This window comes from Streptomyces bauhiniae, from assembly GCF_004784475.1.
Lineage (GTDB): Bacteria > Actinomycetota > Actinomycetes > Streptomycetales > Streptomycetaceae > Streptomyces > Streptomyces seoulensis.
In genome coordinates this window covers 162,359-184,835 of the sequence record NZ_SRRT01000008.1, presented here as the reverse complement: position 1 = coordinate 184,835, position 22,477 = coordinate 162,359, and the positions used below count along the sequence as shown (strand labels likewise).

The 22,477-nt window shown below is 72.6% G+C and carries 22 protein-coding genes and 5 tRNA genes; 18 read left to right on the top strand and 9 right to left on the bottom strand.

Annotated elements, in window-relative coordinates; translation table 11 throughout:
• Nucleotides 1-32 precede the first annotated feature (32 nt).
• Nucleotides 33-539 (top strand): sigma-70 family RNA polymerase sigma factor, encoded by a 507-nt coding sequence (locus E5083_RS25960; protein WP_135788109.1) that lies wholly within the window; start codon nucleotides 33-35, stop codon nucleotides 537-539.
• A gap of 44 nt (nucleotides 540-583) precedes the next feature.
• The gene (locus E5083_RS25955) at nucleotides 584-1,081 is read left to right on the top strand and encodes a GNAT family N-acetyltransferase (RefSeq protein ID WP_135788299.1); all 498 of its coding nucleotides are present in this window, start codon (nucleotides 584-586) and stop codon (nucleotides 1,079-1,081) included.
• A 22-nt stretch (nucleotides 1,082-1,103) separates the two neighbouring features.
• Here E5083_RS25955 and E5083_RS25950 read toward each other — a convergent pair whose 3' ends face one another.
• The gene (locus E5083_RS25950; RefSeq protein WP_135788108.1) at nucleotides 1,104-1,520 is read right to left on the bottom strand and encodes a hypothetical protein; all 417 of its coding nucleotides are present in this window, start codon (nucleotides 1,518-1,520) and stop codon (nucleotides 1,104-1,106) included.
• 1 nt (nucleotide 1,521) lies between these two features.
• Nucleotides 1,522-1,881, bottom strand: coding sequence for a hypothetical protein (locus E5083_RS25945; RefSeq protein WP_135788107.1), 360 nt, complete (start codon nucleotides 1,879-1,881; stop codon nucleotides 1,522-1,524).
• Nucleotides 1,882-2,455: 574 nt separating this feature from the next.
• Between E5083_RS25945 and E5083_RS25940 the strand changes: the two genes are divergently transcribed.
• From E5083_RS25940 to E5083_RS25900, 9 genes are all read left to right on the top strand, one after another.
• Nucleotides 2,456-3,496, top strand: a complete 1,041-nt coding sequence (locus E5083_RS25940) for a methionine ABC transporter ATP-binding protein (RefSeq protein ID WP_167513638.1) — start codon at nucleotides 2,456-2,458, stop codon at nucleotides 3,494-3,496.
• A complete protein-coding gene (locus E5083_RS25935) occupies nucleotides 3,493-4,227 on the top strand; it encodes a methionine ABC transporter permease (RefSeq protein WP_135788105.1) in 735 nt (244 codons plus the stop codon). Before E5083_RS25940 ends, E5083_RS25935 begins: the two co-directional genes overlap by 4 nt.
• Before the next feature lie 78 nt (nucleotides 4,228-4,305).
• The gene (locus E5083_RS25930) at nucleotides 4,306-5,136 is read left to right on the top strand and encodes a MetQ/NlpA family ABC transporter substrate-binding protein (protein WP_135788104.1); all 831 of its coding nucleotides are present in this window, start codon (nucleotides 4,306-4,308) and stop codon (nucleotides 5,134-5,136) included.
• A 55-nt stretch (nucleotides 5,137-5,191) separates the two neighbouring features.
• Nucleotides 5,192-6,025 carry a MetQ/NlpA family ABC transporter substrate-binding protein gene (locus E5083_RS25925; RefSeq protein ID WP_135788103.1) on the top strand — a complete coding sequence of 278 codons (834 nt, stop codon included), beginning with the start codon at nucleotides 5,192-5,194 and terminating at the stop codon, nucleotides 6,023-6,025.
• Between the two features lie 151 nt (nucleotides 6,026-6,176).
• Nucleotides 6,177-6,815, top strand: coding sequence for a GNAT family N-acetyltransferase (locus E5083_RS25920; protein ID WP_135788102.1), 639 nt, complete (start codon nucleotides 6,177-6,179; stop codon nucleotides 6,813-6,815).
• Between the two features lie 112 nt (nucleotides 6,816-6,927).
• Nucleotides 6,928-8,145 (top strand): precorrin-6y C5,15-methyltransferase (decarboxylating) subunit CbiE, encoded by a 1,218-nt coding sequence (gene cbiE / locus E5083_RS25915; protein ID WP_135788101.1) that lies wholly within the window; start codon nucleotides 6,928-6,930, stop codon nucleotides 8,143-8,145.
• Between the two features lie 384 nt (nucleotides 8,146-8,529).
• Nucleotides 8,530-11,883, top strand: a complete 3,354-nt coding sequence (gene cobT, locus E5083_RS25910) for a nicotinate-nucleotide--dimethylbenzimidazole phosphoribosyltransferase (protein ID WP_135788100.1) — start codon at nucleotides 8,530-8,532, stop codon at nucleotides 11,881-11,883.
• Between the two features lie 160 nt (nucleotides 11,884-12,043).
• A complete protein-coding gene (gene cobA, locus E5083_RS25905; protein ID WP_135788099.1) occupies nucleotides 12,044-13,279 on the top strand; it encodes a uroporphyrinogen-III C-methyltransferase in 1,236 nt (411 codons plus the stop codon).
• Nucleotides 13,280-13,310: 31 nt separating this feature from the next.
• Nucleotides 13,311-14,132, top strand: coding sequence for a TrmH family RNA methyltransferase (locus E5083_RS25900; protein WP_135788098.1), 822 nt, complete (start codon nucleotides 13,311-13,313; stop codon nucleotides 14,130-14,132).
• Here the strand turns inward: E5083_RS25900 and E5083_RS25895 are convergent.
• Nucleotides 14,114-15,421: a serine/threonine-protein kinase gene (locus tag E5083_RS25895; RefSeq protein WP_135788097.1), complete on the bottom strand. Its 1,308-nt coding sequence runs from the start codon at nucleotides 15,419-15,421 to the stop codon at nucleotides 14,114-14,116. The two genes, E5083_RS25900 and E5083_RS25895, sit on opposite strands and share 19 nt — an antisense overlap.
• Before the next feature lie 591 nt (nucleotides 15,422-16,012).
• Here E5083_RS25895 and E5083_RS25890 point away from each other — a divergent pair.
• The 3 genes from E5083_RS25890 to E5083_RS25880 all read left to right on the top strand — a co-directional run bounded on the left by E5083_RS25890 (nucleotide 16,013) and on the right by E5083_RS25880 (nucleotide 17,681).
• Nucleotides 16,013-16,189: a hypothetical protein gene (locus tag E5083_RS25890; RefSeq protein ID WP_086695998.1), complete on the top strand. Its 177-nt coding sequence runs from the start codon at nucleotides 16,013-16,015 to the stop codon at nucleotides 16,187-16,189.
• A gap of 175 nt (nucleotides 16,190-16,364) precedes the next feature.
• A complete protein-coding gene (locus E5083_RS25885; protein WP_135788096.1) occupies nucleotides 16,365-17,306 on the top strand; it encodes a phosphotransferase family protein in 942 nt (313 codons plus the stop codon).
• An 81-nt stretch (nucleotides 17,307-17,387) separates the two neighbouring features.
• The gene (locus E5083_RS25880) at nucleotides 17,388-17,681 is read left to right on the top strand and encodes a TFIIB-type zinc ribbon-containing protein (protein WP_135788095.1); all 294 of its coding nucleotides are present in this window, start codon (nucleotides 17,388-17,390) and stop codon (nucleotides 17,679-17,681) included.
• Nucleotides 17,682-17,745: 64 nt separating this feature from the next.
• Here the strand turns inward: E5083_RS25880 and E5083_RS25875 are convergent.
• The 5 genes from E5083_RS25875 to E5083_RS25855 form a co-directional block, all read right to left on the bottom strand.
• A tRNA-Val gene (locus tag E5083_RS25875) sits at nucleotides 17,746-17,817 on the bottom strand.
• Nucleotides 17,818-17,865: 48 nt separating this feature from the next.
• Nucleotides 17,866-17,937 (bottom strand) — tRNA-Val (locus E5083_RS25870).
• Between the two features lie 26 nt (nucleotides 17,938-17,963).
• A tRNA-Val gene (locus E5083_RS25865) sits at nucleotides 17,964-18,035 on the bottom strand.
• Between the two features lies 1 nt (nucleotide 18,036).
• Nucleotides 18,037-18,110: transfer RNA gene (locus tag E5083_RS25860), tRNA-Cys, on the bottom strand.
• Between the two features lie 38 nt (nucleotides 18,111-18,148).
• Nucleotides 18,149-18,221: transfer RNA gene (locus E5083_RS25855), tRNA-Gly, on the bottom strand.
• A gap of 179 nt (nucleotides 18,222-18,400) precedes the next feature.
• On the opposite strand from E5083_RS25855, the gene E5083_RS25850 reads away from it, so the two are divergent.
• The 3 genes from E5083_RS25850 to E5083_RS25840 all read left to right on the top strand — a co-directional run bounded on the left by E5083_RS25850 (nucleotide 18,401) and on the right by E5083_RS25840 (nucleotide 21,187).
• A complete protein-coding gene (locus E5083_RS25850) occupies nucleotides 18,401-19,474 on the top strand; it encodes a chorismate-binding protein (RefSeq protein ID WP_135788094.1) in 1,074 nt (357 codons plus the stop codon).
• Complete coding sequence (locus E5083_RS25845) at nucleotides 19,471-20,292, top strand: aminotransferase class IV (RefSeq protein ID WP_135788093.1); 822 nt, start codon at nucleotides 19,471-19,473, stop codon at nucleotides 20,290-20,292. The genes E5083_RS25850 and E5083_RS25845 overlap by 4 nt, the downstream gene beginning before the upstream one ends.
• 70 nt (nucleotides 20,293-20,362) lie before the next feature.
• Nucleotides 20,363-21,187 (top strand): GNAT family N-acetyltransferase, encoded by an 825-nt coding sequence (locus E5083_RS25840; protein ID WP_135788092.1) that lies wholly within the window; start codon nucleotides 20,363-20,365, stop codon nucleotides 21,185-21,187.
• 4 nt (nucleotides 21,188-21,191) lie between these two features.
• On the opposite strand, the gene E5083_RS25835 is transcribed toward E5083_RS25840, so the two are convergent.
• Nucleotides 21,192-21,716: a DsbA family protein gene (locus tag E5083_RS25835; RefSeq protein WP_135788091.1), complete on the bottom strand. Its 525-nt coding sequence runs from the start codon at nucleotides 21,714-21,716 to the stop codon at nucleotides 21,192-21,194.
• 242 nt (nucleotides 21,717-21,958) lie between these two features.
• Here E5083_RS25835 and E5083_RS25830 point away from each other — a divergent pair, with 242 nt between their 5' ends.
• Nucleotides 21,959-22,402 carry a hypothetical protein gene (locus E5083_RS25830; RefSeq protein ID WP_135788090.1) on the top strand — a complete coding sequence of 148 codons (444 nt, stop codon included), beginning with the start codon at nucleotides 21,959-21,961 and terminating at the stop codon, nucleotides 22,400-22,402.
• The last annotated feature ends 75 nt before the right edge of the window (nucleotides 22,403-22,477 follow it).

Below are 22,477 nucleotides of genomic sequence, written 5' to 3'. Positions count from 1 at the left end.
CCCGCCGGCCGGGACGGCGCGTCTCGACGCATATGACCCACGACCTGCTGACCGATCTGCGCCCGCTGCTCACCGCGGAGGCGTCCGCCGAGGCATATGCCTCCGGGAGCGAACCCGGCGACCTGGAACAGGCCGTGTGGCTCCGGCTGCTGGAGCGGCTGCAGAGCCAGGGCCCGCCGCCGGACCCCTCCGGCTGGCTGCGCGACGCCGTACGCGACGAGGGCCGGCTCAGCCGCCGTACCCACGGCGTGGAGCGGCCCTACGACGAGGAACCCGCCGACGACACCCGGCCCGGCCCGGAGCAACTCGCCCTCAGCGCCGCCCGGCACCGGGTGGTGCGGGACGCGGTCCGCAGGCTCCCCGGCCGCTGCCCGCGCATCATGGCGGCCCTGCTCTCCCCGCGCGACCTCACCTACCGCGAGATCGCGGGGGAGTTGGGCATCTCACAGGGCAGCCTCGGACCGGAACGCTCCAGATGTCTGGGATGTCTGCGACGAATGCTGACGGCGGAGGTTGCCAGCACCGAAGCACGGGGATAGAGGTGGGGGACAACAGTGATCAGGTGAGCGGGAGGCATGCGCACATGGGCATGAGCGTGACCATCTCGGCGGCGGCCGAGCCGGACGCGGAGCAGATCTTCCGGCTCCAGTACCTCTGCTTCCAGAGCGAGGCCGCGCGCTACGGGAACTACCGCATCGACCCGCTGGTGCAGAGCCTGGACCAGGTCCGCGAGGAGGTCGCCGCCGACTGCGTCTTCGTCGCGCGGCTCGGGGACGAGGTGGTCGGCTCGGTGCGCGGGCGGCTCACCGAGGACGGCGCGGCCGCCATCGGCATGCTCTGCGTCCACCCCCGCCTCCAGGGCCACGGCATCGGCGCCCGGCTGCTGGGCGCGGCCGAGAAGGCGCTCGCCGAGCAGCGCGGCGCCACCACGTACCGGATGCGCACCGGGCACCGCAGCGAGAGCGGACTGCGGCTCTGCCGCAAGCTGGGCTACCGGGCCGTGGGCCGCTCACTGGGCGCGGACGGCGTCGAGATGATCGTGCTGGAGAAGCCGGCGGCCGACTACGCGGCCACGGCCTGACGAGACCGACGGGCAGGCGGTCTCAAGCCGCCTGCCGCCGCGCCGCGCGCAGCCAGTACAGCGCGGTCACCGGCAGCAGTACGGGGATGAAGACGTACCCCATCCCGTAGTCCGACCACACGGTCGAGTCCTGGAACGCGGACGGCTCGACCAGCGTCCAGGTGCCCACGATCAGCACCCCGGCCAGCTCGGCGGCGCAGCACACCACCGCCGCCCGGCGGGCCGTCTCGCCGCCCCGGACCAGGGTGTAGGTGATGAACCCGTACACCACGCCCGCGAGCGCCGACAGCATGTACGCGAGCGGTGCCCGGTCGAAGTCCGTGACGATCTGGTAGACCGAGCGCGACACGGCGCCGACCACCATCACGCCGTAGAACCAGACCAGCAGCATGCCCGGACCGCTGATCAGCCGGGCCGGCTTCTCCTCCAGCGCCGTCATGTCAGCCTCCCCAGATGTCAAAGAGCCGTACTTCCAGGACGGCCAGCACCACGCCGCCCGCCGCGACCGTCACCGAACCCCAGCGCGTGCGCTCGGCCAGCGACATGAAGCCCGCCGCCGGGACGCACGCCAGCGCGCCCAGCAGATACGCCACGAAGATCGTAGTGCCCTGGTCCGGCTTGTCGCCCCGCGCCAGCAGCACGATGCCGACGACCAACTGGACCACGGCCAGCAGGGACACCACGGCCATGCCGATGAAGTGCCAGTCCTTGGTCGGCTGGTCCCGGTGTGCGGCCCAGCCGCACCAGGCCGCCAGCAGCAGCGCGGCGATCCCGGTCACCAGCGTCAGGGCATTGAGCATGCGGAGACCTTATTACGGCCGAATCGGGCGCCCGCCGCCGCCCCCGGCACGGGCACGAGCGCCGTGGTGTTGGCCACAACCGTCCGCGCGGGAGGGGCCGGACACCGCGCCCCTCCGATGCGCTCCTGCCCCGTGCTGACGCGGGTGACCCACCCCCCACCTGGGCCGGTGTGTCTCACCGACACCATCCACGCGTGTCCAGCATGTGGACAGGTCTCTCCGGTCCGCGCGGCCGGTCTGGTTTACTGACCGCATGACCACGACGAGCAGCCGCACCCTTGCGACCGAGGCGACCCACACGCCCGGTGCTCGTTGTATGTGTCGCATGACGTGCCGAATGCGCGCCTTCTAGAGGGCCCCCGCACCACCGACGAGCCTCGCGCCCCGAAGCGAGAGCCATGGCCCGGCCCGGCTCCGGAACACCGGCGTACCGGACCCCGTGCCATTCGCGCACACGCTGTTCTCCACCGGTTCACTCGCCACCGCGAGAACCGTGCCGCGTCCCTGAAATGCAACCCCATGCACCTGTGCCGGGCACACCCGCGCCCGGCACTCGACAGTGACGGAAACCCCTGTGATCACCACCTCGGGCCTGACCAAGGTCTACCGCTCGCGCGGCCGTGAGGTCACCGCCCTCGACGGCGTCGACCTCCACGTCCGCGAAGGAGAGGTCTACGGCGTCATCGGCCAGTCCGGCGCCGGAAAGTCCTCCCTGATCCGCTGCGTCAACCTGCTGGAGCGCCCCACCGCCGGCACCGTGACCGTCGCCGGACAGGACCTCACCGCCCTCGCCGGCCGCGGACCGCGTGCGGGCAAGGAACTGCGCCGGGCCCGCAGCCACATCGGCATGGTCTTCCAGCACTTCAACCTGCTGTCCTCGCGCACCGTGCAGGACAACATCGAGCTGCCGCTGGAGATCCTCGGCAAGTCCGGCAAGGAGCGCTCCCGCAAGGCGCTGGAACTCCTCGACCTCGTCGGCCTGGCCGACAAGGCGAAGTCCTACCCGGCCCAGCTCTCCGGCGGCCAGAAGCAGCGCGTCGGCATCGCCCGCGCCCTGGCCGGCGACCCGAAGGTGCTGCTCTCCGACGAGGCCACCAGCGCCCTCGACCCGGAGACCACCCGCTCCATCCTCCAGTTGCTGCGCGACCTGAACCGGCAACTGGGCCTGACCGTCCTGCTGATCACCCACGAGATGGACGTGGTGAAGTCGATCTGCGACTCCGCCGCGCTCATGGAGAAGGGACGCATCGTGGAATCCGGCACCGTCAGCGAACTGCTGGCCACCCCCGGCTCGCAGTTGGCCTCCGCCCTGTTCCCGGTCGGCGGCGAGGCCAGTGGCGACGACCGCACCGTCCTCGACATCACCTTCCACGGCGAGGCGGCCACCCAGCCGGTCGTCTCCCAGCTCGCCCGCACCTACAACATCGAGATCTCGATCCTCGGCGCGGCCATCGACACCGTCGGCGGCCTCCAGATCGGCCGGATGCGCATCGAACTGCCCGGCCGCTACGAGGACAACGTGGTGCCGGTGGGCTTCCTGCGTGAGCAGGGCCTCCAGGTCGACGTGGTCGACGCCGAGGGTGAGCCCGTTCTGGTGACGGAGGGTGCGAAGTGACCTGGTCCGAGATACAGCCGCTGCTGTCCCAGGCGTGTTCCGAGACGTTCTCGATGGTGCTCTGGTCCACCCTGATCGCCATCGCCCTCGGCCTGCCGCTGGGCATCCTCCTCGTCCTCACCGAACGCGGCGGACTGCTCCAGAACGTCGTCGCCAACAAGGTGATCGGCCAGGTCGTGAACGTCGGCCGCTCGATGCCGTTCATCATCCTGATGGTCGCGCTGATGAGCTTCACCCGCTGGGTGACCGGCACCACCATCGGCACCACCGCCGCGATCGTGCCGCTGGCCATCGGCGGCATCCCGTTCTTCGCCCGGCTGGTCGAGACGGCCGTCCGCGAGGTGGACGGCGGACTCGTCGAGGCCGTGCAGGCCATGGGCGGCAATAGCTGGACCATCGTCCGCAAGGTGCTCATCCCCGAGGCGCTGCCCTCGCTGATCGCCAGCACCACCACGACGATCATCGCGCTCATCGGTTACTCGGCCATGGCCGGCACGGTCGGCGGCGGCGGACTCGGCGACCTCGCCGTCCGCTACGGCTACCAGCGCTTCGAGACCGGACTGATGTGGATCACCGTCGGCATCCTCGCCGTCGTCATCTCCCTCATCCAGTTCGCCGGTGACTTCGCCGCCCGCTCGCTGCACGGGCGCGGCGGCTCCGGACCGGTGCCGAAGCTGCGCCTGCTCAAGGCCAAGGAGCCGGCCGCCGCCGACATCTCCAAGGTCGCCTGAGCCGCCCGTACGCCCCCTCAAGACTTCCCGGCCACCCAAGTCCGGGGTCGCACCACCCTTTAAGGAAAGGCACTTTTCGTGCGTAACACCGCCAAGCTCACCACCGCCGTCCTCGCCGCCGGAGCCCTCACCCTCGGTCTCTCCGCCTGCGGCTCCGGAAAGGACTCCGGCTCCACCGACACCAGCGGACCGCTGATCGTCGCCGCGAGCCCCACCCCGCACGCCGAGATCCTGAACTTCGTCAGCAAGAACCTGGCGAAGAAGGCCGGACTCGACCTGCAGGTCAAGGAGTTCACCGACTACATCACGCCGAACACGGCCACCGAGGACGGCTCGGTCGGAGCCAACTACTTCCAGAACCAGCCGTACCTCGACGACTTCAACAAGAAGCGCGGCACCCACATCGTGCCCGTCGTCACGGTTCACCTGGAACCGCTCGGCCTCTACTCCCACAAGGTCAAGAAGGCCGACGACCTGAAGAGCGGTGCGACCGTCGCCGTCCCCAACGACGCCGTCAACGAGGCCCGCGCGCTCAAGCTGCTGGCCTCCAACAAGCTGATCACCCTCAAGGACGGCGTCGGCTCCGAGGCCACCCCCGCCGACATCACCAAGAACCCCAAGAACCTGAAGTTCAAGGAGGTCGAGGCGGCCCAGACCCCGCGCTCCCTGGACGACGTGGACGCGGCGGTCGTCAACGGCAACTACGCCATATCCTCCGGCCTCAAGCCCGCCAAGGACGCCATCGTCCTGGAGTCCGCGAAGAACAGCCCCTACGGCAACTTCCTCGCGGTCAAGAAGGGCAACGAGAACGACCCGAGGGTCAAGAAGCTGGCGAAGCTGCTCACCTCGCCCGAGGTGAAGAAGTTCATCCAGGACAAGTACCAGGGTTCCGTCATCCCCTCCTTCTGATCGCTCCGACCGCACCCGGCAGCCAGACCCCGACCGCTCTCAAGGGGACCGACCCATGCGCAAGACCACCTGGCTCGCGGCGGCCACCGCCGCGGCCCTCTCGCTCGGCCTGACCGCCTGCGGCTCAGGCACGGCCACCGGCAAGGGAGGTGACGACAACGGCCCCCTGGTCGTCGGCGTCACCCCCGTCCCCGCCGGTGAAGTGCTCCACCACATCGACGACAAGCTCGCCGCCAAGGCCGGACTCAAGCTGGAGATCAAGGAGTTCACGGACTACGTCCTGCCGAACACCGCGCTCCAGGAGGGCACGCTCGACGCGAACCTCTACCAGAACCAGCCGTTCCTCGATGACTTCAACAAGTCCAAGGGCACGGACCTGGTCTCGGTGGTGAAGGCGTACCTGCCGCCCATGGGGGTCTACTCCCACAAGGTCAAGGACGTCGCCAAGCTCCGCGACGGCGCCACCGTCGGCGTGCCCAACGACCTCACCAACGAGGCCCGCGCGCTCAAGCTGCTCGCCTCGGCCGGCGTCATCGAGCTGAAGCCCGGCGCGGGCGCCGACGCCTCCCCGGCCGACGTCACGAGCAACCCCCGGCACCTGAAGTTCCAGGAGATGGAGGCCGCCCAGCTTCCGCGCTCCCTGGACGACATGGACGCCGCCGTCATCAACAACAACTTCGCCCAGGACGCGGGCCTCAGCCCCACCAAGGACGCCGTCTACCTGGAGTCCGCGAAGAACAACCCCTACGCCAACCTCCTCGCGGTCAAGAAGGGCAACGAGGACGACCCGAGGGTCAAGAAGCTGGCGAAGCTGCTCACCTCGCCCGAGGTGAAGAAGTTCATCCAGGACAAGTACAAGGGGTCGGTCCTGCCCGTCAGCGGCAACTGACCTTCGCCGTACGGGCCCGCCGCCCGCTGCCCCTCAACGGGCGGCAGGGGGCGGGCCCGTACGTGCGCAGGGGTGCTGTCATGCTGCATGCTGGGCAGTTCAGCGGGCCCTGACGGACCCTCACGAATCCTCGAAGGTTACGGAGCGGCGCATGACTAGCACCTTCCCCAACATCTCCATCTCGACGGAGCGGTTGGTGCTGCGACCCCTCGACGAGGACGACCTGCCCGCCCTGGCCGAGATGATGAACGACGAGCAGGTGGCCGCCTGGACCGACGTGCCCCAGCCCTTCACCGAGGACGGCGCCCGCCGCTGGATCACCCAGTACGCGCCCGCCGAACGCGCCGCCGGACGCGGCCTCGACCTCGCCGTCACCGAGTTCCTCACCCAGCGCCTGGTCGGCGTCGTCCAGCTCGGCAGGACCAACTGGCGCATCCGGTCCACCGAGCTGTCGTACATCATCGCCCCCTGGGCACGCGGCGAGGGCTACGCCTCCGAGGCCGCGCTCGCCACCGCCAAGTGGCTCTTCGGCGACCAGCGCTTCGAGCGCATCGAACTGCGCACCGCCGCCGACAACACCGCCTCCCAGCAGGTCGCCCAGAAGATCGGCTGCATCAGCGAGGGCGTGCTCCGCAACGCCTGCATAGTCCACGTGCGCACCGAGGACGGCACCTGGACCGACATGCGCACCGACTTCATCGTGTGGAGCCTGCTGCCGGAGGACCTGGAGGGCAGTGACGAACAGCTCGCCGACAGCCGGGGCTTCGGCTCCTACGCCCAGTGGAACTGACCCCGCCCCGCCGCCCCGCCGCGCCGGACCACCAGGTAACCTCACCAAGCCCGCAGTAGGGACACTGCAGCAGGGGCACTGACGACACACCGACACCTGGAGACTGACGACGATGGCCGACCGGGTCACGGTGATCGGCTGGGACGGCTCGCCGCTGACCGAAGCGGCACGCGGCGCCCTCGGCGCCGCCACGCTCGTCGCGGGCGCCCCCCACCACCTGGCGCTTCCGGAGATCCCGGCCACCGCCGAACGCGTCCGCCTGGGCAGCGTCGGCCTGGCCGCCCGCCGGATCGCCGGCCACCGCGGCACCGCCGTCGTGCTCGCCGACGGCGACCCCGGCTTCTTCGGCGTCGTGCGCACCCTGCGCGCACCGGAGTTCGGCCTGGAGGTCGAGGTCGTGCCCGGCGTCTCCTCCGTGGCCGGCGCCTTCGCCCGCGCGGGCATGCCCTGGGACGACGCCCATGTGGTCGTCGCACACCCCCGCACCCTGCGCCGGGCGGTCAATGTGTGCCGTGCCCATAGCAAGGTCGCCGTCCTCACCGCACCCGGCGCCGGACCCGCCGAACTCGGCCTGCTCCTGGACGGGGTGCACCGCACCTTCGTCGTGTGCGAGGAACTCGGCACCGAGAACGAGCGCGTCAGCGTCCTCACCTCCGACAAGGCCGCCGACCACACCTGGCGCGACCCCAACATCGTCATCGTCATCGGCGGCCCCCAGAGCGCACTCGTGGGCGACGGCTGGATCGCCGGCCGCGACCCCGGCACCGGCCCGCGCGGCTGGACCCAGCCCGACGAGGTGTATGGGGGCGTCCTCGGCGAGGGCGAGAACGAACTGCTGCGTGCCGCCCAGCTCGCCCGGCTGGGCCCGCGCACCGGCGACCTGGTGTGGGACATCGGCTGCGGCTCCGGCGCCTTCGCCGTGGAGGCCGCCCGCGCCGGTGCCGCCGTGCTCGCCGTCGACGCCGACCCCGAGTCCTGCGCCCGGACGGAAGCCGCCGCCCGCGAGTTCGGGGTCCAGTTGCAGATCGTGCGCGGCGAGGCGCCGCACATCCTGGAGAACCTGCCCGAGCCGGACGTCGTACGCGTCGGCGGCGGGGGAGCGGCGGTCGTCTCGGCCGTGGCCGACCGGCGCCCGCAGCGCATCGTCGCCCACGCGGCCACCCGGGACGCCGCCGAACTCATCGGCCGCGACCTCACCGAGCACGGCTACCGCGTCGAGTGCGCCCTCCTCCAGGCCGTCGGACTGGACACCAAGTCCTGGACGGAGAACGAGCGGAGCGTCGTCTTCCTCCTCGGCGGCGAGCTGCCCCCGCGCGAGACCGCGCGCTGAACCGCCGCCGCCCTCCCCGACCGGTTCGCCCCGTGATCGGTTTGTCGTACCGCGCGCGGTAGGCTGGCCGATCGTTGTACCGCACCCGCGGTCCGGAAGTTCGTTCGTCAATGTCCGGAAAGCTCGCCCGCTTTGGGGCGGTGGGTGAGGTACGGCAAAACCGGAGGACGCGCAACGTGGCGCAGTCCACAACGGGCTGTCACGTGATCTCGCTGTCACGACGGCCGAACGGCCGCGAGAATGCCACCGAATGGCTTTGTCGCCATTTCTGGCGGGTCGTTCGTGCCGATGCGCACGGACGCTCGTTCTCACTACGGGGCGGTCGGTGCGCCGTTCCGGGTGAGCTGGTCGTAGGAGCACTAAACCGATGGGCGAGGGGTACGCATGACCGACACCGGCCAGGTCCCGGCCGAGGGACAGCCGGAGAGCGCAGGCATGGTGGAGCAGCCGGGCCTCGGGCACGGCGCGTACACCTACCTCGCCGAGGCGCCCGCCGAGGACGAGGACCTGCTGCTGCCGGGCGCTCAGGGCGCGTGGGGCAACGAACTGCCGCCCCCGGCCCCGGCACCGATCGTCGAGGCCGTCCACCAGCCCGACGCCCACGAGACGGCGGGCCGGGACACCGGCTCCGTCGACCTCGGCGGCGTACGGCTGCCCGAGCAGGGGCCCGGCCCGGTGCAGCCGCCGCGCCGCCCGCTGCACCTCGGCCCGCCGATCCCGGATGCCTCCGCGAGCCCGGTCCGCTCCCTCGCCGACCGGGGCCCCGCCGGTGCGCCGGTACGGCCGTTCGCCGGCCCCGAGTACCTCGACGTACAGGCGCTCCCCGACCCGGCCCCGCAGGCCGCCGTGCCTTGGGGCGCGGGGCCGGTGGAGGACGTGGCACCGGCCGCCGAAACGGTTGTTCCGGAGGGTGGGGTGCCGGAGCAGGGTGTCGCCGAGGCGGTTGCCCCGGAGGCTCTGGTGCCGGATCAGGTTGTTCCTGAGGCTGTGGCGCCGGAGCAGGTTGTGCCTGAGGCGGTTGTTCCGGAGGCCGTTACCCCGGAGCAGGTTGTTCCTGAGACGACTGTTCCGGAGGCGGTTGCCCCGGAGCAGGTTGTTCCTGAGACGACTGCTCCGGAGGCCGTTGTCCCCGAGGCTGTTGCCCCCGAGGCGGTTGCCCCGGACGCGGTTGCCCCCGAGGCGGTCGTCCCGGACGCGGTTGCCCCTGAGGCGGTCGCACCGGAAGCAGCCCTGCCGGAGGCTGTCCCGCCCGTCGCCGAGAGCGCGCCGGTCGAGCCCGCTGAGGCCGCGCAGGCCGCCGTGGACCGGCTGACCGCTCAGGCCGAGGTCGCCGAGGTCGCCGTCGAGGAGACGCCGGAGGCCCCCCTCGCGGCCGGGATTCCCGAGCCCGAGGTGGCCGAGCCGGTGCTGGAGACCGTGCCCGACGCGGCTCCGGGGCACGAGGCCGAGGCCGCCATCGAGGAGGCGCTCGTCGAGATCGCGGAGGCTCCTGCCGAGGAGGTGGCGGCTCCCGCCGAGGAGGCCCCGCAGGCCCCCGAGCCCGAGGCCCCGGTCGCCCCGGTGGCGGAGGCCGTGGAGACCCCCGTGCCGGAGCCCGAGCCCGAAGCCCCCCTCACCGCCGAGGAGTTCCCGCTCCCCGCGCCCGAGGACATCCCGGTGGCCGCCCCGCAGCCCCCCGTCTTCGAGCCCCCGGCCCCCGCAGAGGCGCGCGAAGCCCCGTCCGGCCCCCAGCTCCAGGCCCCCGAGGAGGTGCCCGCGCAGGCGGAACCGCTGCCCTCCGGTCTGCCGCAGGCGCCGCACCCCGAGCAGCCGCTCGGCCAGTTCGTGGCCGTGGACGGGCAGGTGCCCACCACCCCGCACCTCGCGCCGACCCCGCCGCAGCCGCTGATCCTTCCCGACCTGGACGCGATCGCCCCGCAGCCGGACCTCGTCCAGCACGCCGAGGACCTCGCCACCACCGACGCCGACCAGGACGAGGAGGAGCCCGAGTCCGCCCTGCCACTGGGCCCGGCCGCACCCGCGTACAACGACGCCGAGCGCGAAGCCGTGCTGAAGGTGATCCGCGAGCGCCGTGACATCCGCAACGGCTTCCGCGGCGACCCGATCCCGCACGACGTGCTGCTGCGCGTCCTGGAGGCGGCCCACACCGCCCCCTCGGTCGGCCACTCGCAGCCCTGGGACTTCGTCGTCATCCGCTCCGCCGACACCCGTCGCGCGATGCACGACCTCGCCATGAGCCAGCGCGAGGCGTACGCCAAGTCGCTGCCCAAGGGCCGGGCGAAGCAGTTCAAGGAAATGAAGATCGAGGCCATCCTCGACACCCCGGTGAACATCGTCGTCACCGCCGACCCCACCCGTGGCGGCCGCCACACCCTCGGCCGGCACACCCAGCCGCAGATGGCCCCGTACTCCTCCGCGCTCGCGGTGGAGAACCTCTGGCTCGCCGCGCGCGCCGAGGGCCTCGGCGTCGGCTGGGTCAGCTTCTTCGACGAGCGGGAGATGGTCCGCGCGCTCGGCCTGCCGGAGCACCTGGAGGTCGTCGCCTACCTCTGCGTCGGGTACGTCGACGAGTTCCCGGACGAACCCGAGCTGATGCAGGCCGGCTGGTCCAAGCGCCGCCCGCTGTCCTGGGTGGTGCACGAGGAGACGTACGGCCGCCGCGCCCTGCCCGGAGAGGACCCCCACGACCTGCTTGCCGAGACCGTCGCACAGATCCGCCCGCTCGACGCCAAGGCGCTCGGGGAGGCGTGGGAGCGGCAGAAGCGCATGACCAAGCCGGCCGGTGCGCTCGGCATGCTGGAGATCATCTCCGCGCAGCTCTCCGGCCTGTCCCGGCAGTGCCCGCCGCCCATCCCGGAGCCCGCGGCCGTGGCCGTGTTCGCCGGTGACCACGGTGTGCACGCCCAGGGCGTCACCCCGTGGCCGCAAGAGGTCACCGGGCAGATGGTCGCCAACTTCCTGGGCGGCGGCGCGGTGTGCAACGCCTTCGCCAACCAGGTCGGCGCCGAGGTGTGCGTGGTGGACGTCGGTGTCGTCGCCGACCTGCCCGCCACCCCCGGTCTGCTGCCCCGCAAGATCCGCGGCGGCACCTCCGACATGACCACCGGGCCCGCGATGACCCGCGAGGAGGCCAGAGCCGCCATCGAGGTCGGCATCGAGACCGCCCGCGACCTGGTCGCCGCCGGGAACAAGGCGCTGCTCACCGGCGAGATGGGCATCGCCAACACCACCTCCTCCGCCGCGCTGATCTCCGTCTTCACCGGCGCCGACCCGGCCGAGGTCACCGGCCGGGGCACCGGCATCAACGACGAGACGCTGGCCCGCAAGACCGAGGTCGTCCGCCGTGCGCTGGAACTCCACCAGCCGGACCCGGCCGACCCGATCGGGGTCCTCGCGGCCCTCGGCGGCTTCGAGCACGCGGCCATGGTCGGTCTGCTGCTGGGTGGCGCGTCGCTGCGCACTCCGGTGATCCTGGACGGGGTGAGCGCCGGTGCCGCCGCGCTGGTCGCCCGTGCCATCGCCCCCGAGGTGCTGGCGGCCTGCATCGCCGGTCACCGCAGCGCCGAGCCCGGCCATGTGGCCGCGCTCAACAAGCTGGGGCTGCGCCCGCTGGTCGACCTCGACCTGCGCCTGGGCGAGGGCACCGGCGCGCTGCTGGCGCTGCCGCTGGTGCAGAGCACGGCCCGCGCGATGCACGAGGTGGCGACCTTCGACTCGGCCGGCGTCACCGAGAAGTAGCGTCACCGAGAAGCAGCCGACGGCCACGGGCGGTCCGGCCCGGAGTTCACCAGCCGGACCACCCGTGCCCCACCAGGGGCCCAGACATTAAGATCCGCACGTCAGGGCCGCTTCGAAGGCGCGGCGCGCCCACCGCACACCGCACGAGGAGCCGCACCTCATGGCCGAACACCCCGCCTACCCCGTGGGCCTCCGCCTGACCGGTCGCCGCGTGGTCGTCCTCGGCGGCGGCCAGGTCGCCCAGCGCCGCCTTCCGGCGCTGATCGCGGCGGGCGCCGACGTCCTCCTCGTCTCCCCGGAGGCCACCCCCTCCGTCGAGGCGATGGCCGACGCCGGCGAGATCACCTGGCTGCGCCGCCCGTACGCCGAGGGCGACCTCTCCGGCGCCTGGTACGCCCTGATCGCCACCAGCGACCCCGTCGCCAACGCCGCGGCCTCCGCCGAGGCCGAGGCCCACCGCGTCTGGTGCGTCCGCTCCGACGACGCCGACCGGGCCACGGCCTGGACGCCCGCCACCGGCACCAGCGAGGGCGTGACCGTCGCCGTCCTCACCACCAGCGCGCGCGGCCGCGACCCCCGGCACACCGCCGCCATCCGCGACGCGGTCGTGGCGGGCCTGAGCGACGGCACCCTGGTCGCCCCCCACCACCGCACCCGCACGCCCGGCGTCGCCCTGGTCGGCGGCGGCCCCGGCGACCCCGACCTGATCACCGTCCGGGGCCGGCGGCTGCTCGCCGAGGCCGACGTCGTGATCGCCGACCGGCTCGGCCCGCGCGACCTGCTCGCCGAACTCCCGCCGCACGTCGAGGTGATCGACGCGGCCAAGATCCCGTACGGGCGGTACATGGCCCAGGAGGCCATCAACAACGCCCTGATCGAGCACGCCAAGCAGGGCAAGTCCGTGGTGCGGCTCAAGGGCGGCGACCCGTTCGTCTTCGGCCGGGGCATGGAGGAGGTGCAGGCGCTCGCCGAGGCCGGCATCCCGTGCACCGTGGTCCCCGGCATCTCCAGCTCGATATCGGTGCCGGCCGCGGCCGGGATACCCGTCACGCATCGCGGGGTCGCCCATGAGTTCACCGTGGTCAGCGGCCATGTCGCCCCCGACGACCCCCGCTCCCTGGTCGACTGGCCCGCGATGGCCCGTCTGAGGGGCACCCTCGTCGTCCTGATGGGCGTCGACAAGATCGGGAAGATCGCCGAGACCCTGATCGCCCACGGCAAGGCCCCCGAGACCCCCGTCGCCCTCGTCCAGGAGGGCACCACGGCCGCCCAGCGCCGGGTGGACGCGACGCTCGCCACCGTGGCGGAGACCGTGCGCGCCGAGGCGGTGAAGCCCCCGGCGGTCATCGTCATCGGCGCCGTGGTCGACGCGACCCCGACCACCGACCAGCCCTGACCCCTCCGGAAGAACAAGGCACCAGCACCCCGTGGCCCAGCTCATCACCGTCGACGACCCCGCCGACCCGCGCCTCGCCGACTACACCGACCTCACCGACGTGGCCCTGCGCCGCCGGCGCGAACCCGCCGAGGGACTGTTCATCGCCGAGGGCGAGAAGGTCATCCGCCGCGCGGGGAACGCCGGTTACGGCATGCGCTCGATGATGCTCACCCCCAAGTGGGTCGACACCATGGCCGACCTCATCGACGAACTGACCTGCCCGGTCTACGTGGTGAGCCCCGAGCTGGCCGAGAGCGTCACCGGGTACCACGTCCACCGGGGCGCCCTCGCCTCGATGGCCCGCAACCCGCTGCCCACCCCGGCCGCGCTGCTGGAGTCCGTCGGCCCCCACGGCACCCCGCGCCGGGTCGCGCTCTTCGAGGACATGGTCGACCACGCCAACCTGGGCGCCGCCTTCCGCAACGCCGCCGCCCTCGGCGTGGACGCCGTACTCCTCACCCCGCGCTGCGCCGACCCGCTGTACCGGCGCTCGGTGAAGGTCTCCATGGGGACGGTCTTCGCGGTGCCGTACGCCCGCCTGGAGTCCTGGCCGCACGACGCGGACACCCTCCGCGCACACGGCTTCACGCTGGCCGCGCTGTGCCTCTCGGACGACTCGATCGACCTGGACGAACTCGCCGCCCGCCGCCCGGAGAAGCTCGCGCTGATGCTGGGCACCGAGGGCGACGGGCTCTCCCCGGCCGCGCTCGCTGCGGCCGACGTCCATGTGCGCATCCCGATGGAGGCCGGCGTCGACTCCCTGAACGTGGCCGCGGCCTCGGCGGTCGCCTTCTACGCCACCCGCCCCTGACCGTCCCCGGTCACGGGCGCCTGCCGCGCGCCCGTACGCTGCCCGCCGTCCCCGCCCAGGCCGCGCGCCGGGCCGGAACAGCCCTGCGCCACCGCGATGCCCAGGGCGACCAGCAGCGTCACCACCACGAACACGGTCAGCCGCTGCCGCAGCAGCCGGGGGTTGGCCGGACGGAGCTTGGTCCCCGTGGTACGGGCCGGGCGGCCCGCGCCACTGCGCGGAGCGGGCCGGTTTCCGGTACCGCGCCCCGACGGGTTCGGCCGGGTGCCGGGCCGGGACGCGACACCGCCGCGCGAAGGAGCCCCGCCCCGCGAGGGCGCGGCCCCGCGCGGCGGCGGGGTACCGGGCGCGGCCCGGCGCTGCGTGGTGCGCTGCTGGTCGGGCGAGGTGTCCGCGAGCCGCACCGAGGCCCGGTCCGCCACCGGCGCCCGGGGTCCGGGCGGCCGTACCTCGCCGAGCCCCTGTGCCTCGCGGGCCGCGATCTCCTTGAGCCGCAGCGACAGTTGCAGCGTGCTCGGCCGGTCAGCGGGGTCCTTCGCCAGGCAGGCCCGCACCAGCGGCGCCAACGCGTCCGGCACCCCGTGCAGATGCGGCTCCTCGTGCACCACCCGGTACAGCATGACCTCGGAACTGCCGTGCCCGAAGGGGGAGTCACCGGTCGAGGCGTACGCCAGGGTGGCGCCCAGCGAGAACACGTCGGTGGCCGGGGTGACCGCCGCCCCGCGCACCTGCTCCGGTGCCAGGAAGCCGGGGGAGCCCACCGCCGTACCGACATGGGTGAGCGTGGAGGCGCCGGTGGCCCAGGCGATGCCGAAGTCGATGATCCGGGGGCCCTTGGGGGACAGCAGAATGTTGGACGGCTTGAGGTCCCGGTGCACCACACCGGCCTCGTGCACCGCCACCAGCCCCTCGGACAGGGCCGCGCCGATCGCCGCCGCGTCGGCCGCGTACAGCGGGCCCTCCTCGGCGACCTTGTCGTGCAGGGAGGGGCCGGGCACGTACTGCGTGGCGAACCAGGGCCGCTCGGCCTCCAGGTCCGCCGCCACCAGCCGCGCCGTACAGCCGCCCCGGATGCGCCGGGCCGCCGACACCTCGCGCGCGAACCGCGACCGGAACTCCTGGTCCTCCGCGAGATCGGGCCGGATCACCTTCAGCGCGACCCGCTGACCCTTCTTGTCCGAGCCGAGATAGACCACGCCCATCCCGCCCGCGCCGAGCCGTCGGTGAAGCCTGAACGAGCCGACGACGCGCGGGTCCTCGCGCCTCAGGCGCATCATCGCCATGTTCATCCCCGCTGCCCGGTCCCTGTGACGTGCCCAGCTTACGTTTCCACGGCCGCCCGCGCGCAGAGGCCGCGCCCTCTCGGGCCGATGGATTGCGCCTACCCCACGGTCGAGGTGAAACGCGGTCAGCGACACGGATCTTGCTGTGTGGTTGATGTAAGGACGTCGTCAACCCTCTGACCAGGCACGGATGTTGACTTTTGGTCAACGGGCAGGAGAGGTCGGCACCCTGCCGGGCGGGGGAGAAGGGCCGGGTCACCGCCGCGACGCCCGGCGGCACCTTCCCTCCCGCCGGCCGCGCCCCCGGACGGCCAAAGTGACTGAAGTCACGGCAATCCACCCCTGGGAGGAGACGCCGGGGCGGCCGCCCGCGACCCCTCCGGGAAGACCCTGAGACTCCACCGCACGTCTCCACCCAGGGGAGTACACGCAGCCAGGAGGCTCATCCTCCGGGAGGCCCGCCATTCGGTACGAGGGCATGACGCCCGCCCGGCGCCGCGAACCTAGATTTGAGGTCAAGCGGCGGGCCAGGGCGCTCGCCCCCCGAGGCCACACGCCCGCCGCTGCCAACAACCGAATCGGCCGGGAGAAGGAACCATGGCCCCCACGGCACCGAGGCGCGACACACTCCTCCGACGCCGCACGGGCCGCCGCCACCCCCTGGTGGCGACCCTGATGGCCCTTCCCCTGGCGGCCCTGCTCCTGCTCGTCTTCGACGGCTGGGAGACGGTGGCCACACAGGCGTCGTCCGTGGGTGCGATGCTGGGCCGCTGAGAAGCGGTCCAGGCCCGGAAGAGCGGTCCGGGTGGATCTCCCTTACATCCAGGAAACCCCGTGGGGACGGGGGTGCGACGGACGGCACGCAATGCCGGCGTAGCTGGGGAGCTGCGCCGGCATTGCGTTTCCGCCCGGCATCGCGTCCTGGCCGGCCCCAGTACGCTCACCTCCCGTGACAGCGGAAACAGCCCCGGCCCTGACGGCCCGGCTCAAGGCGGCCGTACATCCCGGCGCCGGGCCGTGTGCCTGCGTCTGCGGTGCGCTGGCCGACCGCCCGGACGCCACCGTCGTCCGGCACGGCACGACCGTCGCCAAGGCCCACGCCCCGGACACCGACCCGCACGAGCTGGCCCACCGCCTCACCGTCGCCGCCCGCCTTCCCGGCATCCTGCTGCCCCCGAGCGCTACGACCCCGGCCCGCCTGGACGGCCGCCTCGTCACCCACTGGCCCTACGGCACCCCCGTCGACCGGGACGACCCCGACGCCGCCCCCTGGGAAGCCACGGCCACCCTCCTCGCCCGCCTCCACCGCACCCCTCCACCCACGGGACTACCCCCGATGCGCGGCCCCGCGAAATCGGCCCTGGCGATATCCCGCCTGCGCCGCACCCTGACCGACCACCCCTCCACCGAGGCCCCGCCCGTCCTGGCAGCCTGGGCCGCCCTCCCGCCCTGGGCCCGCGCCGAAGCCCCCGCCCCCGGCACCCCGTTCCTCTGCCACGGCGACCTGCACCTCGGCCAGCTCGTCCGCCACCCCGCACCCGACGGGCCCTGGCACCTCATCGACGTCGACGACCTCGGAGTGGGCGACCCCGCCTGGGACCTCGCCCGCCCCGCCGCCTGGTACGCCTGCGGCCTCCTCCCGCCCGACGAATGGCTCCGCTTCCTGACCGCCTACCAGGCTGCGGGCGGCCCCGCCGTACCCCAAGGGGCCGACCCCTGGCCCGTACTGGACGTCCCGGCCCGCGCGCTCACCGTGCAGACCGCCGCCCTCGCCCTCACCAAGGCCCTCACCGCCAGGCGCCCGCTGGACGAGGTGGAGCGGGCCGTCGTGGACGCCTGCGCCCGAATGCCGGGCGCCCCCGACCGGTTGGCCCGCGATTTCCTCAAATAGGCTGCAACCGGCCCGGGCAGGACGGAGTCTGTCCTGGGGAAACACCAAGCAGGACCCGAGGATCAGGAGTTGAGCCGAACCATGCAGTGTCCGAAGTGCCATGCGCCGATGCACACCTACAACCGCAACGGCATCCAGATAGAGCAGTGCAACGGCTGCCGCGGCATCTTCCTCGACTACGGCGAGCTGGAGGCGCTGACCCGCCTGGAGTCGCAGTGGTCCCAGCCCGGCCCGCCGCCGCCCGCCCCGCAGGGCTACCCCGCCGCGCCCGCCCCCGCCTGGGGCGCCCCGCAGCACGGCGGCCACCACGGAGGCGGCCACTACGGCGGCCACCACCGCCGCAAGAGCTTCGGCCACATGCTCTTCTCGAGCTGAGACACGAGTTGAGACACGAAGAAGCCCCCGGCCGTACGAGACGGCCGGGGGCTTCTTCGGTGTGTGGACGATACTGGGATTGAACCAGTGACCTCTTCCGTGTCAGGGAAGCGCTCTCCCGCTGAGCTAATCGTCCTCGGGGCCACGATCGTGTCACTCCATGGAGCGGATCATGGGCACTGCGTGCGCGATACTGGGATTGAACCAGTGACCTCTTCCGTGTCAGGGAAGCGCTCTCCCGCTGAGCTAATCGCGCGGGATGGGACCTTCGAGAAGATCCAGTGGACGATACTGGGATTGAACCAGTGACCTCTTCCGTGTCAGGGAAGCGCTCTCCCGCTGAGCTAATCGTCCTTGGAGGTGGAGACGGGATTTGAACCCGTGTAGACGGCTTTGCAGGCCGTTGCCTCGCCTCTCGGCCACTCCACCAGGAGCGTAGGGATCGGGAAGACACCCTACTTCCTGCGAGCGGACGACGAGGCTCGAACTCGCGACCTCAACCTTGGCAAGGTTGCGCTCTACCAACTGAGCTACGTCCGCTTGTCGTTTCGGTCGGCTTGCGCGTCCCGGCGACGTGTTGAACTCTAGCGGATTCCTGAGCCAGCACAAAAACGCGTTTGCGCAGCGTGCTGCGGTGCACCCGGCGGCCACCCCGGTCACGGGCTGCGCCGGCCGCCCGTCCGGCTCGGCTTTCGGACACCCGGCCTAGACTCGGCCACGTGCTCCACCTCCCGGCCGCCGCCTCCTCCCGGACTCCACTGGCCCGCTTCGGCGAACGCCTCGCCACCGGCCTCCTCGACGTCACCAGCGACCCCGCCGCCCTCGACTCCACCGGCTTCTGGGCCGTGGTCGCCGACTTCGAGGGCGCGCTGACCTGCGCACGCTTCGCCGACGTACGGCACGCGCCCGTCCCCGCCCCGGTACCGGGCGCCTGGCAGGGCCCCGCCCCCGAGGACTGGACCACCTCACTGGACCGCGCCGCCTACATGAGCGCCGTGCGGCGCATCCGGGAGCACATCGCGGCCGGCGACGTCTACCAGGCCAACCTCTGCCGGGTGCTGAGCGCGCCGGTCGGCCCCGACGCCGACGTCGACGCACTCACCGCCCTGCTGGCCCGCGGCAACCCCGCCCCCTACGCGGGCACCGTACGCCTGCCGGAGCACGGGGTGGAGATCGCCACCGCCTCGCCCGAGCTGTACCTGCGCCGGACCGGCCGCACCATCGAGTCCGGGCCCATCAAGGGGACCGGGCGCACCGAGGCGGACCTGCTGGAGAAGGACCACGCCGAGAACGTGATGATCGTGGACCTGGTCCGCAACGACCTCGGCCGCGTCTGCGCCACCGGCAGCGTCACCGTCCCCGAGCTGTGCGTCACCGAGAAACACCCCGGACTCGTCCACCTCGTCTCCACCGTGCGCGGCGAACTGGGCGCCGACGTGGGCTGGCCCGAGCTGCTCGCGGCCACCTTCCCGCCCGGCTCGGTCACCGGCGCCCCCAAACCGAGCGCCCTCGGCATCATCGCCGCCCTGGAGACCGCCCCGCGCGGCCCCTACTGCGGCGGCATCGGCTGGGTCGACGCCGACCGGGGCACGGCCGAGCTGGCCGTGGGCATCCGTACGTTCTGGATAGACCGGTCCTCCGACGGCACGGCTGCCCTACGTTTCGGCACCGGGGCCGGGATCACCTGGGGCTCCGACCCGTTCGCGGAGTGGCGCGAGACCGAACTGAAGAGGGCCCGGCTGCTCACGGTAGCGTCGGGGCAGTACCAGGAAAGTGGAAAGGCCCGCACATGAGCATCTGGCTGGACGGCGCCCTGCGGGACGCCGACACCGCGAGCGTCTCCGTCTTCGACCACGGTCTCACCGTGGGCGACGGCGTCTTCGAGACGCTGAAGGCGGTCGACGGCAAGCCGTTCGCGCTCACCCGGCACCTCGACCGGCTGACCCGCTCCGCCCGCGGCCTCGGGCTGCCCGACCCCGACCACGACGAGGTCGCCCGCGCCTGCGCGGCCGTACTGGAGGCCAACCCCATGCCGCTCGGGCGGCTCCGGGTCACCTACACCGGCGGTCAGGCCCCCCTCGGCTCCGAACGCGGCGAGCACGGCCCGACCCTGGTCGTCGCCGCGAGCGAGGCCACCCGTCGCCCCGACTCCACGGCGGTCGTCACCGTCCCCTGGATTCGCAACGAACGCGGCGCGCTCACCGGCCTGAAGACGACCTCGTACGCCGAGAACGTGGTCGCGCTGGCCCGTGCGCACGAACAGGGCGCGTCCGAGGCGCTGTTCGCCAACTCCGTCGGCCGGCTCTGCGAGGGCACCGGCTCCAACGTGTTCGTCGTCCTCGACGGTGAGATCCACACCCCGCCGGTCCCCTCCGGCTGCCTGGCCGGCATCACCCGCGCGCTGACGGTCGAGTGGACCGGCGCCAAGGAGACCGACCTCCCGCTGGACGTGCTGGAGCGCGCCGACGAGATCTTCCTGACCTCCTCGCTGCGCGACGTCCAGGGCGTGCACCGGGTCGACGGCCGTGAACTGCCGGGCGCGCCGGGCCCGGTGACCGCCAAGGCGATGCGGATCTTCGAGGAGCGCTCGCGCGCCGACCTGAACCCGTGACACCCCATCCGCCCGGCGGGCGCCGGTAATTGGGCGCAGCCGGCGCCGCCGAGCGGGTACAACTCCCGTGATGACGACGACACTGCGGCCGACCGAGCCGCTTCAGCAGCACCCGGACGGCATCCGTTCGCGCCGCTTCCAGGTGTGCGTGAACAGCCGCCCCGTCGGTGAGATCGCCCTGGACACCTCGCCGTTCCTCGGCCCCTCGGTGGCCCGCGTCACCGCACTGCGGATCGACGAGCCCGACCGGCGGCGCGGCCGGGGCACGGTGGCCATGCTCGCCGCCGAGGAGGTGGCACGGAGCTGGGGCTGCCGCCAGATCGAGCTGACCCACCCGGCGGAGAACGAGGCCGCGTCCCGCCTCGCGGACGCCCTCGGCTATGTCCTCCGCAACCGGGGCATGCGCAAGCTGCTCGGGGAGGAGCCCCCGCAGCTCCCGCCCGGCGGCACCGCCCGCCCGATGACCGAGGCGGAGTTCACCGCCTGGCAGGAGGCGGAGCGGGAGCGGTACGCGGGGGAGTGGATCGAGCGCGGCGTCCCCGAGGCCGACGCCCACGCCAAGGCCCGGCGCGACCATGCCACCGTCCTCCCGGACGGCCTGGCCACCGAGGGCGTCTGGTTCGGCGTCCTGGAGCACGAGGGAACCCCGGTCGGCCACGTCTGGCTCGGCCACCGCGAGGGCGAGCGCTGGATCTACGACATCCAGACCGACGAGACCCGCCGCGGCCAAGGCCACGGACGCGCCCTGATGCTCCTCGCGGAGGCCCGCACGATCACCGAGGGCGGCCACGCCCTCGGCCTCAACGTCTTCGCGGGCAACACCCCGGCCGAGCGGCTGTACGAGTCGCTCGGCTACGGGACGACGTCCCGCACGCTGACGAAGCCGCTGCTGTAGCGGCTCAGGCCCCCGCGCCGGCCAGCAGGCGGTCGGCGATCTCCTCGATCCGCTCGCGGAGCCCCTCCTGGCTCTTGCCGCCGTCCAGGCGCTCGCCGCCGATGACATAGGTCGGGGTGCCGGTGACGCCGATCGCCTTGCCCTCGGCCTGGTCGGCGTCCACGATCAGGATGTGCCGCCCGTCGATCAGGGCGACCTCGAACTCCTCGGCGTCCAGGCCGAGTTCACGGGCGGAGTCCACCAGCACGGCCTCGCCCCGCCGGTCCAGCTCCTCGGTACGCGCCAGCACCGCCTCGATGTACGGCCAGCCCTGCCCCTGCTCCACCGCCTCCTCGGCGGCCTGGGCGGCGGCGAAGGAATGCTTGTGCTTCTCCAGCGGGAAGTGCCGCAGCCGGATCTCCAGCCGGTCGCCGTAACGGGCACGCAGGGCGCGTACGTCGTCCAGGGCGCTGCGGCAGTCGGGGCACTGGAGTTCGCACCAGATGTCGAGCACGACGGGCTCGGGGTGCGCGGGGGAGGTGTCGCTCATGCGGGCCAGTCTTCCAGGCGGGCCCGGCCCGGCCCAATCGCGGCGGCGGACACCCTGCCTGGTGGGGACCCCGAGGAGGGCCGGGGGCATCCCTGAGAAGTCCCTGATCTCCGGGCCGGACCATGGCCCCGCCGGGGGCGGACGGTGCAGGATGGAAGGGACGAAGCGCACCGCCGGTGCCCTCGCCGCCCCGGCCCGGAACACCGGCCCGGAGGACCGACCGACCCCGCCAGGAGGACCGGATGCTCGCCGAGACCGTCTGCTCCGCCGTGTCCGCGGCGGGCCTGGGCATCGCCGCGGTCACCGCCTACCGCAAGCGCTTCCTGACCGCCCTGCGCATCACCGCCTACTCCCTGATCCCGGTCGGCCTGGTGATGACGGGTGCCGTCGGCTGGCTGGCCCGTACCGCCTTCAGCCCGCTGGCCTGGGCCGGCTTCGGGGTGCTCGGCGCGTCCTGGGCGCTCTTCGCCCTCGTCCGCGCCGTGGAGCACCGCCGGGGCACCCGCACCGCGCGGACGGCCACAGGTGACGGTTCGGCCGTCCCGGTGAGCCCCTCCGCCTCGGCGCCCGCCCTGGGCCGGAAGGCGGGACAGGGCTCCCGGCCCGCCTCGGCACCCCCTGCTTCCCAGTCCTCCTCGGACGACTTCAGCGACATCGAGGCCATCCTCAAGAAGCACGGCATATGAGCCACTGGCATATGCCAGCGCCGATGACCTGCACATGACGGGCCAGTCGCCACATACCGTCACCCCCCGCACGAA

Coding starts and splice junctions, on each gene's coding strand:
- E5083_RS25960 (WP_135788109.1), top strand. CDS start 33: ATGACCCACGACCTGCTGACCGATCTGCGCCCGCTGCTCACCGCGGAG.
- E5083_RS25955 (WP_135788299.1), top strand. CDS start 584: ATGGGCATGAGCGTGACCATCTCGGCGGCGGCCGAGCCGGACGCGGAG.
- E5083_RS25950 (WP_135788108.1), bottom strand. CDS start 1,520: ATGACGGCGCTGGAGGAGAAGCCGGCCCGGCTGATCAGCGGTCCGGGC.
- E5083_RS25945 (WP_135788107.1), bottom strand. CDS start 1,881: ATGCTCAATGCCCTGACGCTGGTGACCGGGATCGCCGCGCTGCTGCTG.
- E5083_RS25925 (WP_135788103.1), top strand. CDS start 5,192: ATGCGCAAGACCACCTGGCTCGCGGCGGCCACCGCCGCGGCCCTCTCG.
- E5083_RS25920 (WP_135788102.1), top strand. CDS start 6,177: ATGACTAGCACCTTCCCCAACATCTCCATCTCGACGGAGCGGTTGGTG.
- cbiE (WP_135788101.1), top strand. CDS start 6,928: ATGGCCGACCGGGTCACGGTGATCGGCTGGGACGGCTCGCCGCTGACC.
- cobT (WP_135788100.1), top strand. CDS start 8,530: ATGACCGACACCGGCCAGGTCCCGGCCGAGGGACAGCCGGAGAGCGCA.
- cobA (WP_135788099.1), top strand. CDS start 12,044: ATGGCCGAACACCCCGCCTACCCCGTGGGCCTCCGCCTGACCGGTCGC.
- E5083_RS25895 (WP_135788097.1), bottom strand. CDS start 15,421: ATGAACATGGCGATGATGCGCCTGAGGCGCGAGGACCCGCGCGTCGTC.
- E5083_RS25890 (WP_086695998.1), top strand. CDS start 16,013: ATGGCCCCCACGGCACCGAGGCGCGACACACTCCTCCGACGCCGCACG.
- E5083_RS25880 (WP_135788095.1), top strand. CDS start 17,388: ATGCAGTGTCCGAAGTGCCATGCGCCGATGCACACCTACAACCGCAAC.
- E5083_RS25845 (WP_135788093.1), top strand. CDS start 19,471: ATGAGCATCTGGCTGGACGGCGCCCTGCGGGACGCCGACACCGCGAGC.
- E5083_RS25840 (WP_135788092.1), top strand. CDS start 20,363: ATGACGACGACACTGCGGCCGACCGAGCCGCTTCAGCAGCACCCGGAC.
- E5083_RS25835 (WP_135788091.1), bottom strand. CDS start 21,716: ATGAGCGACACCTCCCCCGCGCACCCCGAGCCCGTCGTGCTCGACATC.
- E5083_RS25830 (WP_135788090.1), top strand. CDS start 21,959: ATGCTCGCCGAGACCGTCTGCTCCGCCGTGTCCGCGGCGGGCCTGGGC.